Source organism: Nocardioides pocheonensis (assembly GCF_003725535.1).
GTDB lineage: Bacteria > Actinomycetota > Actinomycetes > Propionibacteriales > Nocardioidaceae > Marmoricola > Marmoricola pocheonensis.
Map to the genome: position 1 here is coordinate 248769 of NZ_RJSF01000019.1, position 16164 is coordinate 264932.

General features: G+C 72.8%; 16 protein-coding genes. 10 read left to right on the forward strand and 6 right to left on the reverse strand.

The window, feature by feature from the left end; genetic code table 11:
- The first annotated feature begins 4 nt into the window (after positions 1-4).
- The 3 genes from EFL26_RS07030 to pgsA all read left to right on the forward strand — a co-directional run bounded on the left by EFL26_RS07030 (position 5) and on the right by pgsA (position 3264).
- Positions 5-1051: an ABC transporter substrate-binding protein gene (locus tag EFL26_RS07030; RefSeq protein WP_123222169.1), complete on the forward strand. Its 1047-nt coding sequence runs from the start codon at positions 5-7 to the stop codon at positions 1049-1051.
- 67 nt (positions 1052-1118) lie between these two features.
- A complete protein-coding gene (gene rimO, locus EFL26_RS07035; RefSeq protein WP_123222170.1) occupies positions 1119-2597 on the forward strand; it encodes a 30S ribosomal protein S12 methylthiotransferase RimO in 1479 nt (492 codons plus the stop codon).
- 13 nt (positions 2598-2610) lie between these two features.
- On the forward strand, positions 2611-3264 hold the full coding sequence (pgsA, locus tag EFL26_RS07040; protein WP_123222435.1) for a CDP-diacylglycerol--glycerol-3-phosphate 3-phosphatidyltransferase: 654 nt from the start codon (positions 2611-2613) through the stop codon (positions 3262-3264).
- Here the strand turns inward: pgsA and EFL26_RS07045 are convergent.
- A complete protein-coding gene (locus EFL26_RS07045) occupies positions 3254-3970 on the reverse strand; it encodes a hypothetical protein (RefSeq protein ID WP_123222171.1) in 717 nt (238 codons plus the stop codon). The two genes, pgsA and EFL26_RS07045, sit on opposite strands and share 11 nt — an antisense overlap.
- 176 nt (positions 3971-4146) lie before the next feature.
- Positions 4147-5952, reverse strand: a complete 1806-nt coding sequence (locus tag EFL26_RS07050) for a glycoside hydrolase family 15 protein (RefSeq protein WP_123222172.1) — start codon at positions 5950-5952, stop codon at positions 4147-4149.
- A gap of 25 nt (positions 5953-5977) precedes the next feature.
- Between EFL26_RS07050 and EFL26_RS07055 the strand changes: the two genes are divergently transcribed.
- Positions 5978-6451: a CinA family protein gene (locus EFL26_RS07055; RefSeq protein ID WP_246000059.1), complete on the forward strand. Its 474-nt coding sequence runs from the start codon at positions 5978-5980 to the stop codon at positions 6449-6451.
- 13 nt (positions 6452-6464) lie between these two features.
- On the forward strand, positions 6465-7355 hold the full coding sequence (locus EFL26_RS07060) for a hypothetical protein (protein WP_123222174.1): 891 nt from the start codon (positions 6465-6467) through the stop codon (positions 7353-7355).
- 75 nt (positions 7356-7430) lie between these two features.
- Here the strand turns inward: EFL26_RS07060 and glpK are convergent, their stop codons facing one another.
- The 3 genes from glpK to EFL26_RS07075 all read right to left on the reverse strand — a co-directional run bounded on the left by glpK (position 7431) and on the right by EFL26_RS07075 (position 10524).
- Positions 7431-8924 (reverse strand): glycerol kinase GlpK, encoded by a 1494-nt coding sequence (glpK, locus tag EFL26_RS07065; RefSeq protein ID WP_123222175.1) that lies wholly within the window; start codon positions 8922-8924, stop codon positions 7431-7433.
- Between the two features lie 36 nt (positions 8925-8960).
- Entirely contained in the window at positions 8961-9608 is a 648-nt protein-coding gene (locus tag EFL26_RS07070) for a hypothetical protein (RefSeq protein ID WP_123222176.1), read from the reverse strand.
- 73 nt (positions 9609-9681) lie between these two features.
- Positions 9682-10524 (reverse strand): DUF1028 domain-containing protein, encoded by an 843-nt coding sequence (locus EFL26_RS07075; RefSeq protein ID WP_123222177.1) that lies wholly within the window; start codon positions 10522-10524, stop codon positions 9682-9684.
- 69 nt (positions 10525-10593) lie between these two features.
- Here EFL26_RS07075 and EFL26_RS07080 point away from each other — a divergent pair, with 69 nt between their 5' ends.
- On the forward strand, positions 10594-11622 hold the full coding sequence (locus tag EFL26_RS07080) for a 6-phosphofructokinase (RefSeq protein WP_123222178.1): 1029 nt from the start codon (positions 10594-10596) through the stop codon (positions 11620-11622).
- On the opposite strand, the gene EFL26_RS07085 is transcribed toward EFL26_RS07080, so the two are convergent.
- Positions 11623-12405 carry an endonuclease/exonuclease/phosphatase family protein gene (locus EFL26_RS07085; protein ID WP_123222179.1) on the reverse strand — a complete coding sequence of 261 codons (783 nt, stop codon included), beginning with the start codon at positions 12403-12405 and terminating at the stop codon, positions 11623-11625.
- 95 nt (positions 12406-12500) lie between these two features.
- On the opposite strand from EFL26_RS07085, the gene EFL26_RS07090 reads away from it, so the two are divergent.
- From EFL26_RS07090 to EFL26_RS07105, 4 genes are read left to right on the forward strand one after another with little or no spacing between them, the layout of a single operon-like run.
- Complete coding sequence (locus EFL26_RS07090; protein WP_123222180.1) at positions 12501-13100, forward strand: nucleotidyltransferase family protein; 600 nt, start codon at positions 12501-12503, stop codon at positions 13098-13100.
- A 35-nt stretch (positions 13101-13135) separates the two neighbouring features.
- Complete coding sequence (locus EFL26_RS07095; RefSeq protein WP_123222181.1) at positions 13136-14503, forward strand: class II 3-deoxy-7-phosphoheptulonate synthase; 1368 nt, start codon at positions 13136-13138, stop codon at positions 14501-14503.
- Between the two features lie 45 nt (positions 14504-14548).
- Complete coding sequence (locus EFL26_RS07100) at positions 14549-15148, forward strand: cupredoxin domain-containing protein (protein ID WP_148046655.1); 600 nt, start codon at positions 14549-14551, stop codon at positions 15146-15148.
- 16 nt (positions 15149-15164) lie between these two features.
- On the forward strand, positions 15165-16163 hold the full coding sequence (locus EFL26_RS07105; RefSeq protein ID WP_123222183.1) for a threonine aldolase family protein: 999 nt from the start codon (positions 15165-15167) through the stop codon (positions 16161-16163).
- The last annotated feature ends 1 nt before the right edge of the window (position 16164 follow it).

The following is a 16164-nucleotide window of genomic DNA, read 5'->3' on the forward strand; positions in this document are numbered from 1 at the left end:
ACCCATGAAGAAGAACAGCCTCCGCACCGCAGCGGCCGTCCTCAGCGTCGTTGCGGCGGCCGGCCTCGCCGGTTGCCGGAGCAGCAACAGCGACAGCGCCGGCGACGCCTCGAAGACCCCGACCGTGCGGATCATGGTCGGCGGGATCGACAAGGTGATCTACCTGCCGGCGATGCTCACCCAGCAGCTCGGCTACTTCAAGGACGCGGGCGTGAACGTCAAGCTGCTCACCGAGCCGTCGGGCGCGTCGGCCGAGAACGTCCTGCTGGCCGGCCAGGTGGAAGGCGTGGTCGGGTTCTACGACCACTCGATCACGCTGCAGGCGCAGGGCAAGTGCGTCGAGAGCGTCGTCCAGCTCGCCAAGGTGCCGGGCGAGGCCGAGGTGGTCTCCACCAAGGCTGCTTCGAAGCTCACCTCGGCAGCGGACTTCAAGGGCCGGAAGCTGGGGGTCACCTCGCCGGGCTCCTCGACCGACTACCTGACCCAGTACCTGGCCAAGAAGAACGGCGTCGAGACGGCCGACTACACGACCGTCGCGGCAGGCGCCGGCTCGACCTTCACCGCGGCGCTGCAGAACGGTGGCATCGACGCCGGCATGACGACCGACCCGACGATCGCCACGGTGACGTCGCAGGGGCTCGGCAAGGTGATGATCGACATGCGCACCGAGGAGGGCACCAAGGCGGCCCTCGGTGGGCTGTACCCCGCGGCCTCCATGTACATGGACTGCGGCTACGTGCAGAAGAACCCGGAGACCGTCCAGAAGGTGGTCGACGCGTTCGTGAAGACCCTCGGCTGGATCTCCACCCACGACGCGAGCCAGATCGCGGCGAAGATGCCGAAGGACTACGCCGCCGGCAACCCTGACCTCTACACGCAGTCGATCAAGGACTCCTCGCCGATGTTCACCACCGACGGCGTGATGCCCGACGGCGGCCCGGAGACGGTGCTCGACGTGCTCGGAACCTTCAGCGAGACGGTGAAGGCCAAGAAGGACGACATCGACCTGTCGAAGACCTACACGACCAAGTTCGCCAAGGCCGCGAGCTGACTCACCCGGTCGGGCCCGTACGCCGCATTTCGCGGCGTACGGGCCCGACCGTCATACTCGCTGGGTCATGACTACCGCCGCCTCCCCCCGCCACACCGTCGCGATGGTGACGCTCGGCTGCGCCCGCAACGAGGTGGACTCCGAGGAGCTCGCCGGTCAGCTCGAGGCCGGCGGCTTCCTGCTGGTCGACGACCCCGCCGACGCAGAGACGGTCGTGGTGAACACCTGCGGCTTCGTCGAGGCCGCCAAGAAGGACTCGGTCGACACCTTGCTGGCCGCCGCCGACCTCAAGGACGACGGCGTCACCCGGTCGGTCGTCGCCGTCGGTTGCCTCGCCGAGCGGTACGGCGCCGACCTGGCCACCTCGATGCCCGAGGCCGACGCCGTGCTCGGCTTCGACGACTACCCCGACATCGCCGAGCGCCTCCGCGGCATCCTCGCGGGGGAGCGGCACGCCGCCCACACCCCGACCGACCGCCGCACGCTGCTGCCGATCACGCCGGTCGACCGCCGGGCCTCGGACGTCGTCGTCCCGGGCCACGGTCTGGAGTCCATCGGCGCGGGCGCGCCGGCGACGGGTCCCCGGACTGTGCGCCGCCGGCTCGACGGCGGCCCGATGGCCCCGCTCAAGCTGGCCTCCGGGTGCGACCGTCGCTGCGCGTTCTGCGCGATCCCGAGCTTCCGCGGGTCGTTCGTCTCGCGGCGCCCGTCCGACGTGCTCGCCGAGGCTCGCTGGCTGGCGTCCGAGGGCGTCCGCGAGCTGTTCCTCGTGTCGGAGAACTCCACGTCCTACGGCAAGGACCTCGGCGACATCCGGCTGCTGGAGACCTTGCTCCCCGAGCTGGCGGCGATCGAGGGGGTGAGCCGCGTGCGGGTCTCCTACCTGCAGCCCGCCGAGACGCGTCCGGGCCTGGTCACGGCGATCGCGTCCACCCCCGGCGTCGCGGACTACTTCGACCTGTCCTTCCAGCACGCCTCCGCCACGGTGCTGCGCCGGATGCGCCGGTTCGGCGACCCCGAGTCGTTCCTGGGTCTGCTCGCCGACGTCCGACGGCAGGCGCCGGCCGCGGGCGTGCGGTCCAACTTCATCGTCGGCTTCCCGGGCGAGACCGAGTCCGACTTCGAGACCCTGTGCGCGTTCGTCTCCGAGGCCCGGCTCGACGCCGTCGGCGTCTTCGGCTACTCCGACGAGGACGGCACCGAGGCCGCGTCGTACGCCGACAAGCTGAGCGCCGACGAGATCGAGGAGCGGGTCGAGCACCTCAGCGGTCTCGTGGAGCAGCTCACCGCCCAGCGCGCGGAGGAGCGGATCGGGGAGCGGGTCGAGGTGCTGCTCGAGACGCTGGACGACGGGGCGATGGAGGGCCGGGCGGCCTGTCAGGGCCCCGAGGTCGACGGCTGCACCACCCTGACCGCGGTGCCGGACGGTGCCCGGGTGGGTGACATGATCGAGGCCGTCGTGGTCGCCACCGAGGGTGTCGACCTGGTCGCGAGCCCCGTGGCTGCGCCGACCGGGTCCGCCGACGAGCCGCCGGCCCGGCACTGACCGAGAGGACCCGATGAGCGATCAGCAGGAGAGCGCCGAGTCCACGGCGGGTGCTGCTTCCTCGGCCAGCATCTGGAACGTCCCGAACGCCCTCACCGCCCTGCGGATCGCGATGGTGCCCGTCTTCGGCTGGGCGCTGCTGCACGACGGCGGCGACAGCCAGGGGTGGCGCTGGCTGGCCTACGGCCTGTTCGTCGTGGCCATGATCACCGACAAGATCGACGGCGACATCGCGCGCAAGCACAACCTGATCACGAACTTCGGCAAGATCGCCGACCCGATCGCCGACAAGGCGATCACGGGGATGGCGTTCATCGGGCTCTCGCTGATCGGCGCGCTGTGGTGGTGGGTCACGATCGTCGTGCTCGTCCGGGAGTGGTCGGTCACGATCGCGCGCCTGTCCATCGCCCGCCAGGTGGTGATGGCGGCGAGTCGGAGCGGCAAGATCAAGACCCTGGCCCAGGCGCTCGCCCTGGGCGGCTTCGTGGCGCCGTTCAAGGACCTCACCGGCTCCTGGGACGCGCCCGGTGACGTCGTCTGGTGGGCCGCCGCGCTGCTGATGGCTGTCGCCCTGGTGCTCACGGTCACCTCGGGCCTGGAGTTCGCCCGCGACGCCGTGCGTCAGCGGCGCGCCGCCCTGGCGGGCGACGGCCCCGTCAGCGGTTGAACCTGCGCTCGCGGTCGCGCCGGTCGCGCTCGGCGATCGCGCGGTAGTACTGCACGATCCGGTGCACCTCGGCGGCATCGACCTCCGACGGCCCGATCTCGATGGTGCGGCCGTCGATCGCTTCGAGGTGCAGCCGCCAGGAGGGCTGGTCGGGCGTGCCGAGCAGCTCCACGAGGTGCACGGGGTCGGCGAGGTTCACGACGTCCAGCACACCGCCCTTGCGGACCCGCATGATCGATCCCTTGAGGTCGACCGTGGTCACGCCGGCGCTCATCAGCGCACCGCGGAAGACCACGGCGACGAACGCGCACGCCGCCAGGCCGGCGATCGACACCACCGACTGGGTGAGGATCGTGGCGACCAGGAAGCCGAGGACGCCCGCCAGCGAGAGCAGCAGGACCGTGCCCGCGAGGAATCGTGGGGCAGCCTTCTCCGACCAGTGGGCGACGTCCGGGATGGGGTGCGTCGAGGGCGTCGGTACGGCGATCGCGACCTCGTCCTCGAAGTCGTCGTCGTCGAGCGCGTCGAGCGGCCCCGGCTGGGCCGGGATCTGCGGCGCGCTGTCGAGGTCGCGCGCCGGGCCGAGCCAGGACGGCGTGTCGAACTGTGCTCGCGCCTGCGCCCGTCGCAGCTCGGCCTGACGTCGGGCCGCCTCCGCCGAGAGGGCTTCGGGTCCGGTCGTGGTGCCGGTGTCCGTCTCGTCCATGGTTCCTCCCAAATGTGCGGAGTTTCTGCATTCACATTGTCGGCCTTGTGACGAATTGGTGGACTGGACCGCTGGGCGTCCCGACTGGACCGCTGGTCGGCGGAAGTCAGCGCGACCGGCTCGTCCCCCGGGAAAACGCCTCAGCACGGCTCCGGGTCACGGCCCGCCGGCGCCGCTCACGGCCTCGTGTCCGCCAGCGTCCTCGCCGCGTGGACCAGGGCGAGGTGCGAGAACGCCTGCGGGAAGTTGCCGGCCATCCGGCTGCGCCGGGCGTCGTACTCCTCGCTGAGCAGGCCGACGTCGTTGGCCAGGCCCACCAGCCGCTCCATCAGCGCGGTCGCGTCGTCGTGCCGTCCGGCCCACGCGTACGCCGAGACCAGCCAGAACGAGCAGGCCAGGAAGGGGTTCTCCTCGCCGGAGAGCCCGTCGACGCCGCTGGTCGTGCGGTAGCGCAGCACCAGGCCGTCGCGCAGCAGGTCCTGCTCGACCGCCTCGATCGTGGCGAGCATCCGTGGGTCGTCGCCCGCGACGAAGCCGACGGCCGGGAGCAGCAGCAGGGCGGCGTCGACCTCGGTGGTGTCGTAGTGCTGGGTGAAGCACCCGCGGCGGTCGTCCACGCCGTGCGCCAGGATCTCGTCGCGCACCTGGGTGCGGAGGTCGCGCCACCGGTCCACCGGTCCCTCGAGGCCGTGGGTCTCGACGGCCCGGACCATCCGGTCGAACGCGGCCCAGACCATCACCCGGCTGTGCGTGAAGTGCTGGAGCGGGCCGCGGATCTCCCAGATGCCGCGGTCGGCGCGCTGCCAGGTCGCGGCCAGGTTCTCGGTCAAGGTGGACTGCAGGCTCCAGCTGTCGGGCGTCTCCGGCAGGCCTGCGTCGCGGGCGGCGGCGAGCGCGCACAGCACCTCGCCGACCACGTCGGTCTGGCGCTGGTCGACCGCGCCGTTGCCGATCCGCACGGGTCGCGAGCCGGCGTACCCCGCGAGGCCGTCGAGCTCCTGCTCGGCCAGGTGCCGCGCGCCGTCGACGCGGTAGACGACCTGGAGGTCCTCCGGGTCGCCCGCGATCGAGCGCAGCAGCCAGGCCCGCCACGGCTCGGCCACGCTGGCGTTCTTGGTCCCGATCACCGCCTCGACCGTGAGCGCGGCGTCCCGCAGCCAGGAGTAGCGGTAGTCCCAGTTGCGCTCGCCGCCGAAGTCCTCGGGCAGCGAGGTCGTCGGTGCGGCGACGATCCCACCGGTGTCCTCGTGGGTGAGCCCGTGGAGGACGAGCAGGCTGCGCACGACCTCGGCACGGAACGGTCCGGCGTACTCGCACTGCTCGGCCCAGCGTCGCTGGCCCTCGAGGGTCCGCCGGAGCAGCGCGTCGACGTCGCCGGGCGCGGGTGCGGGCCGGTGCGAGCGCACCCAGGTGAGCGTGAAGTCCAGGCAGTCGCCCTCGCCGACCTCGAGGTCGTCCTCGTGGCGGCCGTCCCCGGCCCGCGGGAGCCGGGCACCGGTGAGCACGAGCTTGTCGGGACCGGCCACCGCGATGATCGCCTCGAGCCCGTCCACCTGCTCCCGGTGGACCCAGGGTCGGATCGCCCCGTAGTCGAAGCGGATCACGAGCTCGTGGCGGACCGGCAGCCGTCCGCGCAGGCCCTCGACCCGCCGGACCACGTCGTGCCGGTGGTCGCCGGTGGGCATGAAGTCGGTGACCCGGACCTCGCCCGCGTCCGTCGAGTACGTCGTCTGCAGCACGTTGGTGTCCTCGACGTACCGGCGCTCGACGGTGAGCTCGCCCTCGACGTCCTCGCTGCGCACGCCGAGGAGCCAGTGGCTGGAGTCCGGGTCGCCCAGGATCCGCGTGAAGCAGGAGGGGGAGTCGAACCGCGGCAGGCACATCCAGTCGATCGATCCGTCGCGTCCCACCAGGGCCACGGTGTGGCCGTCGCCGATCGTGGCGTAGTCCTCGATCGGCGTGTGCTCGCGAGTCGGCGCCATGTCGGCAGACACTAACCTCTGGTCTGTGGACACTCGTGAGCTCGCCGGCCGCCTCCACCAGGAGCTGCTGGCTCGCGGCGAGACGGTGGCGTGTGCCGAGTCGATCACGGGCGGCGGCCTGTCCGACCTGCTCAGCGGCACGCCGGGCGCGTCGGCGACGTACGTGGGCGGTGTGGTCAGCTACGCCACCCGGGTCAAGCGTGACCTCCTCGGCGTGACCGCGGCCCAGGTCGTCTCCGCCGACTGTGCGTCCCAGCTGGCCGGTGGGGTCCGCACGCTGCTGCGCAGCGACTGGGCGGTCTCCACGACCGGGGTCGCCGGGCCGGAGCGGCAGGACGACAAGCCGGTCGGCACGGTGTACGTCGGCGTCGCCGGCCCGCGCGGCGTCCAGGTCCACCGGCTGTCGCTGCACGGTGACCGCGCGGAGATCCGGGCGGAGGCGTGCCGCCAGGCCGTGCAGGCGCTGCTGGACGAGCTGGCGCCGGAGCGGGTGCCGTGAGCGGGCCGCGGCGATGACCACCGAGGAGCTGCTCGAGGTCGCCGACGGGCTCTACGCCGAGCCGCTCGGAGCCTTCACCGGCGCCCGGGACGCCGCCGCGAAGGCGGCCGGAGACAAGGAGCTCGCGGCCCGGGTCAAGGCGCTGAAGAAGCCCTCGGTCGCGGCCTGGGCGGTCAACCTTCTGGTCCGGAGGGAGTCGGCGCAGATCGACCAGGTGCTCACCCTGGGCGCGTCGCTGCGCGCCGCCGCGGAGTCGATGGCGGGCGACGAGCTGCGCACGCTCACCCGCCAGCGTCGCCAGCTCACGAACGCGCTCGCCGAGACGACCCGCGAGCTGGCACGCGAGCACGACGTGCGGCTGACCACGGCGGTCCTCGACCAGGTCGAGGGCGTCCTGACCGCGGCGATGCTCGACCCCGTGGCCGCCCAGGTGGTGCGCAGCGGCCTGCTGCTGACGGCGTTCACCCCCACCGGGATCTCCGAGATCGACGTCGAGGTGGTGTGCGCGGTGCCCGAGGCCCTTGGTCCCGACGTCGCGCACCGGGCACGGGCCACCGAGCGGGAGGCCCCCTCGCTGCGCCTCGTGCCCGAGGACGACCGGGTCCGGCGCGAAGCCGCGCAGGACGCGGTCGAGGAGGCGACCCGAGGGGTGGAGGAGGCCCGCGAAGAGCTCGCCCACGTCGAGTCGAACGTCAAGAACCTGCACGCCCGCCGGCTCCAGCTCCAGGGCGAGATCGACGAGCTGCGCCGCCGGCTCGCCGGCCTGGAGGAGGACGTGGACGCGGTCGACGAGGATCTCGAGGACGCCGAGGCGGCCCAGGAGGAGGCAGCGGCCGCGCTGCACGAGGCCGAGGCCGAGCTGGCGTCCGCCCGCCAGGCGCTCGCCGACCTGCCCGGTGGCTGAGCGACCAGGGGTTGGGCGCCCGGGGGGTTGGGCGCCCGGGGGGTTGGGCGCTCGGGGGGTTGAGCCTGCCGAAACCTACGCCCAGCCCTTGGCTCGCTCGACGCCCTTCTGCCACAGCGCGTAGGCGGCGGCCATCCGGTCGGCGGCGGACGGGTCCGGGGTGAAGCTGCGGTCGAGCTGCCACGAGGAGCGCAGGTCGTCGGTGGAGTCCCACACACCCGTGCCCAGGCCGGCCATGAACGCGGCGCCCAGGGCGGTGGTCTCGACGATCCGCGGCCGCTCGACCGGTACGCCGAGCAGGTCGGCCTGGAGCTGGCAGAGGAGGTCATTGGCCGCCGCGCCTCCGTCGACCTTCATCGTCGCCAGCGCGGTCTGCGGCGTGACCGTCTCGATCACGTCGCGCACCTCGAAGGCGATCGCCTCGAGCGTCGCCCGGACGAGGTGGGCGCGGGTCGTGCCGCGGGTGAGGCCGAGGATCGTGCCGCGGGCGTGCGGGTCCCAGTGCGGCGCCCCGAGGCCGGTGAGCGCCGGCACGAACACCACCCCGTCGGTCGACTCGACGGTCGCCGCGATCGCGGCGGTCTCGGCGGCGGTCCCGACGATCTGCAGCCCGTCGCGCAGCCACTGGACCGCGGCGCCGGTCACGAAGATCGCGCCCTCGAGGGCGTAGGTGAGCGTCCCGGACGGGTCCCGCCACGCCGCCGTCGACAGCAGCCCTGCGTCGGAGCGCACCACCTGCGCGCCGGTGTTGGTGAGGATGAACGACCCCGTGCCGTAGGTGCACTTGGAGTCGCCCTCGTCGAAGCAGGTCTGGCCGAACAGAGCGGACTGCTGGTCGCCCGCGATGCCTGCCACCGGCAGGTCGAGGTCGAGGAAGCTGCGCGGGTCGGTGCGGGCCAGCTCGCCCCAGTTGTCGACCACCTCGGGCAGCGCGTCGCGAGGCACCCCGAACAGGTCGCACAGCTCGTCGGACCAGCCCCCCTGCTCGAGGTCGAACAGCAACGTGCGCGACGCGTTGGAGACGTCGGTGACGTGCCAGGTGCCGCGCGACATCCGGGCGACCAGGTAGGAGTCGACCGTGCCGACGGCGTACCGACCGGACTCGACGAGCGCCCAGGTGTGCGGCTCGTGCTCGGCCAGCCAGGCCAGCTTGGTGCCGGAGAAGTACGGGTCGAGGCGCAGCCCGGTCAGCTCAGCGACGCGTGGCTCGTGGCCGGCGCCCTTGAGCCGGTCGCAGATCTCCGCGGTGCGCCGGTCCTGCCAGACGATCGCGCGGCGAGGGGAGCCGAGGGTCTCGCGGTCCCAGAGCAGCACGGTCTCGCGCTGGTTGGTGATGCCGATCCCCGCCAGGTCGGCCGCGTCGCCTGACCACGCCTTGAGGCAGTCACGCGCCGACTCGAGCGTGGCCTGCCAGATCTCCTCGGGGGAGTGCTCGACCCAGCCGGGCTCGGGGAAGTGCTGGGCGAACTCCTGGTACCCCCGTGCGGCGATGGCACCGTCCGGGGTGACGACGACGGTCGTCACCCCGGTGGTGCCGGCGTCGATGGCGAGGATGCTGCGGGCGCTCATGCCCGGCATCCTGTCAGGGGCCCCCGAGCCCGGTCACTAGCGCCGCGCGGCGACCTTCGCCGCGAGCACCGCCTTCAGGTCGGCTGACGGTGCGACCGACAGGTCGCCGGTGCGGTACCCGGCGATCGGGTTGCCCCGCGGGCTGTAGCAGACGATCGTGACGGTGAGGCTCGCCGGGTTCTCCGTCGTGGCCTCGTCGATCAGCACGGCGGCGGCCCAGGAGTTGGCGACCTTCGGATCGGGCGCGCTCGACACGAAGATGCCGGTGCTGGTCTTGTCGGTCACGCCCCCGCCGGTGCGCTGGGTGCCCCGCGGGCAGCTCGCGGCGGCGATGATCGCGTCCGGCTTGGTGTTGCCGTTGAAGTCGTAGGCGACACCCGGGACGTCGTACGCCCGCACGCTGCCCGACGCCAGCGCGAAGTCGCTCTGGTCCATGCCGTCGAGCAGGTCGGCGTTCAGGTCGGGCACCTTGATGCTGCGGTTCACCCGCAGCGGCGGTGCGCCGACGGGGGCGTTCAGGGCGAGGGCGGAGCCCTTCTTGGTGGTCAGGGTCGTGGTCTTGCCGGCGACGTTGGACTTGCCGAGGACGAAGGTGCCGCCGGTCGCGGCGTACGCCGTGCCGGAGCCGATGACGAGCGCCGTCACGGCGCCGATGCCGAAGCTGGCGGTGCGGGAGATCAACATGGGTGCGGGTCCATCCTGGGAGGGGATTTGCTCCCGGACCCTAGGGCCGCCGGCGCCGCGCCCGCTGGCGTTTTCAGTGTTGGCCGCGGAGGAGGTCCAGCACCTTGCGGTCGATCCAGCTGCCGTCCTCGGCGACGCGCATCTCGTAGTTCTCGGTGCCCACCCATGCCGCGAGGTCGCGGTGACCGGCCGCGCGCGCCCGCTCGTCGAGCTCGGCCGCCAGCTCGGCGGTGACCGGGACCTTCTCGTCCTCGGTCGAGGCGGTCAGGTAGAAGTCGTTGAGGTCCAGCAGCCGGCCCAGCTCGCTCACCGGGTCGGGGTGGTCGTCCACGCGGAGGTCGACCGCGACGTCGTCGAGACCGGCGTACCCGGCGCCGTCGGACACCACCAGCAGGGCGGCCGACTGCCGGCCGCGCCGATCGCCACCGGCGGCGTCACCGGCCGCCAGCGCGGCGAGCAGGCGGCGCCCGAGCGGCTCGCCCGCGGCGGCGTCCCACGCGCGCTTCATCTCATCGACCACCTCGGGGCCGGCGAGGACGTTGCCCTGGATCGCCACCCCGCCGCCGCCCTCGGGACCGTCCTCGGCGAGGCCGCCGGCCCAGTCCAGGCAGGCCGTGCCGGTGTACGTCGCGGCGCCGCCCTCGCCGTCGACCATCCCGAGCTGGCGGTGGTCGCGCTTGTCGTCCTCCTCGATCATCCGCTGGACCGCCACGGAGGCGGTCGCGCCCTCGTCGAGGAGCGAGAGGCCGATGCCCTTCCAGGCGACGTTGGCGTCGGCCTGGGTCGCGAGGGCGCCGACGCCGGCGACCGCGGCCGGCACCGCGTTGCCCACGGCGAGGAACTTCGAGGCGACGGCGACACCCCACGCGGCCTCGCCGCGCGCGTCGTGTCCGTGCCCGACGATCGAGAAGGTCATGGCGCGAGGGTACCGACCGTGACTAGGGTGGGCTCGGTCACTTTAACGATCCAATTGAGGAGTGCGCAGATGCGTGTCGGAGTGCTCACCGGCGGGGGAGACTGCCCAGGCCTGAACGCCGTCATCCGGGCGGTCGTCCGCCGAGGCGTCCAGGAGTTCGGCTACGAGTTCGTCGGGTTCCGCGACGGCTGGAAGGGGCCGCTGGAGGGGCTCACCATGCCGCTCGGCATTCCCGAGGTCCGCGGCATCCTGCCCCGCGGCGGGACGATCCTCGGCTCGTCGCGCACCAACCCCTTCAAGCTCGAGGGCGGGGTCGAGCAGATCAAGACCAACCTCGCCGAGGCCGGCGTCGACGCGCTGATCGCGATCGGCGGCGAGGACACCCTGGGCGTCGCGACGAAGCTGCACGACCTCGGCGTCAACGTGGTCGGCGTGCCGAAGACCATCGACAACGACCTCTCCGGCACCGACTTCACCTTCGGCTTCGACACCGCGGTGAACATCGCGATGGAGGCGATCGACCGGCTGCACACCACCGCGGAGTCCCACCACCGCGTGCTGGTCGTCGAGGTGATGGGCCGGCACGCCGGCTGGATCGCCCTGCACTCCGGCATCGCCGGTGGCGCCAACGTGGTGCTGATCCCCGAGCGCCCGTTCGACATCGAGCAGGTCTGCAAGCACGTCATGCAGCGCTTCGAGAGCAAGTACGCCGTGATCATGGTCGTCTCCGAGGGAGCCATCCCGGTCGAGGGCGGCGACATGACCCTGGTCTCCGGCGAGAAGGACGCCTTCGGGCACGTCCGCCTCGGCGGCATCGGCGAGCGGCTGGCCACCGAGATCGAGGCCCGCACCGGCAAGGAGGCCCGCGCGGTCGTCCTCGGCCACATCCAGCGCGGCGGCACTCCGACCGCGTTCGACCGGTGGCTGGCGACCCGCTTCGGGCTGCACGCGATCGCCGCGGTCCGCGACGGCGACTTCGGCACGATGATGGCGCTCCGGGGCACCGACATCGTCCGGGTGCCGCTGATCGAGGGCACGGGTGAGCTCAAGCTGGTCCAGCCCGAGCAGTACGCCGAGGCCGAGGTCTTCTTCGGCTGATCAGGCGGGGTCGACGGCAGGCTCGACCGCCAGGTCGACGTACAGCGCGCGGTGGTCGGAGACCGGCAGCCGCACGGCGTGCGAGGACCGGACGTCCAGGCTGCCGTCGACCAGCACGTGGTCCAGCTGCTCGCGCGGCCGGTCGGCCGGGAACGTCGGGTGGTCGGCCAGCGGCCGCAGGCCGCTCACCGAGGCTGCCGCGCCGGCGTCCATGTTGAGGTCCCCGGTGAGCAGCAGGGGCCGCCGCCGGTGGGCCAGGGCCCGCACCAGCAGCCTCAGCTGACGCCGGTTCCACCACGGCACGAACGACAGGTGCGTGGTGACCGCGGTGACCGGTCCGGCCGACGTCGCGACGTCGGCCGCGACCGCGACCCGGGGCTCGTCGCGGACCCAGGTCGGCAGCAGCCGCCCGCCGAAGCGCATCGGCACCGGTGTCGGCACGGGCGGCAGCCGGACCACCTGCCAGGCCGAGAGCGGGTGCCGGCTGAGCAGCGCGACGCCGTACGCCGCGTCGTCGGGCTGCTCGTCGCCGGTCGCGGCCAGCCAGGTCGAGCCGGGGCTGCCCGAGAGGGCCGCGACGAACCGGTGGTGGGGCGCTCCCATGGCGTCCGCCGCGATGCTGGTGAGGTCGGCGTTGCGGGACCGGGCCTGGTTGCGGTCGACCTCCTGCAGCGCGAGCACGTCGGCGTCGAGCGCCGCGACAGCGCGGGCGAACCGGTCGACATGCACCTCGTCGTCGTCCGGACAGCGCCCGTGGAGGATGTTGAACGTGGCCACACGCATCGCGTTCGCCGTTCCCCGACGACCCGCGGGCATGCACGCCGCCGGTGCTGACGGCCCGGCGGAGAGTTCGGGCAGGGATTGGGTAACGGGCCGCCATGGGAGACGACCAGGAGTGCCTGCGCGAGGCGCTGAAGCGCGTCGCGACCGCGCTGAAGGAGACCGGGCTGCCGTTCGCGCTCGCGGGCGGCTATGCAGCGTGGGCCCGGGGCGGGCCGGAGCCCGACCATGACGTGGACTTCCTGGTCGACCCGGACGACGCCGACAAGGTGGCCGGGCTGCTCGCGGAGAAGGACCTGCGGATCGTCCATCCCCCGGAGGACTGGCTGTTCAAGGTCTTCACCGACGGAGCGATGGTCGACGTGCTCTTCCGGGCGGCCGGCTCCCCGGCCGTCGGCCCCGCGCTGGAGCGCGCCACGGACGTCGAGGTGCTGTCGGTGTGGATGCCGGTGCTCTCGGCGACCGACGTCGTGGCGCAGAAGTTCGCGGTGCTCGGTGAGCGCTACTGCGACCTGGCGGCCGTCCTGCCGACGGCCCGGGCGCTGCGCGAGCAGGTCGAGTGGGACCTCGTGCGCGACACCGTGGCCGGCAACCCGTACGCCGAGGTGGCGCTGGACCTGCTCGAGCGGCTGCACATCATCGGCACCGGCGGGTCGGGCGAGGGGCCGCCCGACGGGTCGCCCGACGGTGGAACGTGACCGGGGCGCCGCGCCCGGGGACGTAGGATTGCCCGGTGCACGACCCCACCCCGACGTCCGTCCCCGCCCTGGCCGACCTGCATGCGCTCGGCGCTGCCCAGCAGCCGAGCTACCCCGACCAGGCGGCGGTCGACGCTGCGGTGACGCGGCTGCGCTCGTTCCCGCCGCTGGTCTTCGCGGGGGAGTGCGACGAGCTCAAGGAGAAACTGGCCGCGGTCAGCCGGGGTGAGGCGTTCCTGCTGCAGGGTGGCGACTGTGCCGAGACGTTCGCGGGCGTGACCGCCGACAACATCCGCAACAAGCTGCGGGTGCTGCTGCAGATGGCGGTGGTGCTCACCTACGCCGCGTCCGTGCCGGTGGTCAAGCTCGGCCGGTTCGCCGGACAGTACGCCAAGCCGCGGTCCTCCGACCTCGAGACCCGCACTCTGCCGGGTCAGGGGGAGGTCACGCTCCCGGCGTACCGGGGCGACGCGGTCAACGGCTACGAGTTCACCCCGGAGTCGCGCATCCCCGACCCGCAGCGGCTGGTCGAGGTCTACCACGCCTCGGCGGCGACGCTGAACCTCGTGCGCGCCTTCACGACCGGCGGCTACGCCGACCTGCGCCAGGTGCACGCCTGGAACACAGACTTCGTGCTCAGCTCGGCGGTCGGCCGGCGCTACGAGGCGGTCGCGAACGAGATCGACCGGGCGCTCACCTTCATGCAGGCGATCGGCGCCGACCCCGACGAGTTCCACCGGGTCGAGATGCACTCCAGCCACGAGGCCCTGGTGCTCGAGTACGAGCACGCGATGACCCGCATCGACTCCCGCACCCAGCTGCCGTACGACGTGTCCAGCCACTTCCTCTGGATCGGTGAGCGCACCCGCCAGCTCGACGGCGCGCACGTCGAGCTGCTCAGCCGCGTCCGCAACCCGATCGGCGTCAAGCTCGGCCCGACCACGACCGCCGACGACGCGATCGCCCTTGCCGCCAAGCTGAGCCCCGACAACGAGCCCGGGCGCCTCACCTTCATCACGCGCATGGGCGCGCAGAAGATCCACGACCTGCTGCCGCCGCTGGTGGAGAAGGTCAAGGCGGCCGGGGTCCAGGTCGCGTGGGTCTGCGACCCGATGCACGGCAACACCTACGAGGCGTCCTCGGGCTACAAGACCCGCCGCTTCGACGACGTGATCACCGAGGTGCAGGGCTTCTTCGACGTGCACCGGTCCCTGGGCACGTGGCCCGGCGGCGTGCACATGGAGCTGACCGGCGACGACGTGACCGAGTGCGTCGGCGGCGGCGAGGAGCTGGCCGAGATCGACCTCTCCGAGCGCTACGAGTCGGTGTGCGACCCCCGGCTCAACCGGGTGCAGTCCCTCGAGCTGGCCTTCCTGGTCGCGGAGATGTTGCGCAAGGCCTGAGTCGCCTCGCTGAACCTTCGGGCCCGGACCTCCGTAGGGTCGGGCATGAAGCCACCCCGTGCTCCGCGCCTCGCCGCTGCCATGGTCCCGCTCCTCGGCCCGTTCCTCGGCCTGGTCGTCGCGGTCGTGGGGACCCCGGCCGCGGCGACCAGCGCCGTGGTCTCGGTGCAGGACTTCTCGTTCACGCCGGCCACGGTGACCGTCGGTCAGTCCGAGACCGTGACCTGGGCGTTCCGTGCGCTGCACACGACCACGTCGAACCAGGGGTTCTGGGACTCCGGTGCGCGCGCGTCCGGGGACTACGTCGTCACCTTCCCCGACGCCGGGAGCTTCGGCTACCACTGCTCGATGCACCCGTCGATGACCGGTCGGGTGCGCGTGCCGGTGCGGGCCACCGGGACCGCCGCGACCGGCTGGCGGCTGCGCTGGACCGCCCGGACCAGCACGCCGGCCGACCGGCGGTTCGACGTACAGGTGCGGCGGGCAGGCTCGACGACGTGGACCTGGCTGCGCCGGGCGACCGCACGACGGGCGGCGCTGTTCGATCCCAGCCGCCGCGGCAGCTACCTCGTCCGTGCCCGCACCCGCAACGTCGGCGCGGGCATCTCGGGCTGGTCGCCGCCGCTCACGGTCCCGATCGCGTGATCGCTACGCTCGAGCGGTGATCGACCTCCGCTCCGACACCGTCACCCGCCCGACCGAGGCCATGCGTGCTGCGATGGCCCGGGCGGAGGTCGGCGACGACGTGTACGGCGAGGACCCGACCGTGACCGAGCTCCAGGAGCGGGTCGCGGCGATGTTCGGCATGGAGGCCGCGCTGTTCACCCCGACCGGGTCGATGGCCAACGTGCTCGCGGTCGCGGCCCTGGTGCGACCCGGCCAGGAGGTGCTGTGCGAGTCGCGCGCGCACATCGTGCGGGCCGAGCTCGGCGCCCACGGGGCCCTGACCGGGATCACCACGCGCACCTGGTCGCACCCGGACGGCCAGGTCGACCTCGACGCGATCCGCGAGATGTACGCCCCCGACATGGGCATGTACTTCGTGCGCACCACCGCCGTCTCGGTCGAGAACACCCACAACTTCGCCGGCGGGGCGGTGCTCCCGATCGAGGACCTGCGCGCCCTCCGCGCCTGGGCGACCTCGGTGGGCTGCGCCGTGCACCTCGACGGGGCCCGCATCTGGAACGCGCACGTCGCGACCGGCACGCCCCTGGCGGAGTACGGCGCCGTCGCCGACACCCTGTCGGTCTGCCTGTCCAAGGGTCTCGGCGCGCCGATCGGCTCCCTCGTCGCGGGCCCGGCCGAGCTGGTCGAGGAGGCGCGGGTGCGGCGCAAGCGGATGGGCGGCGGTATGCGCCAGGTCGGCGTCCTCGCTGCGGCCGGGCTGCACGCGCTGGACCACCACCTCGACCGGATGGCCGAGGACCACGAGCACGCCCGCCTCATCGCCGAGGCGTGCGGCGTGGACCCGGCGACCGTGCCGACCAACATCGTGGTGGTCGACGTGCCGTCCGCCCCGGACGTCGTGGCCGCGGCTGCCACGCAGGGCGTGCGGATCGGCGCGGTCGGGCCGCAGCGCGTGCGGCTGCTCACCCACCTCGACGTCAGCCGCGCCGACGCCGAGCAGGCCGCGAAGGTGCTGGCCTCGCTGCTCGGCTGAG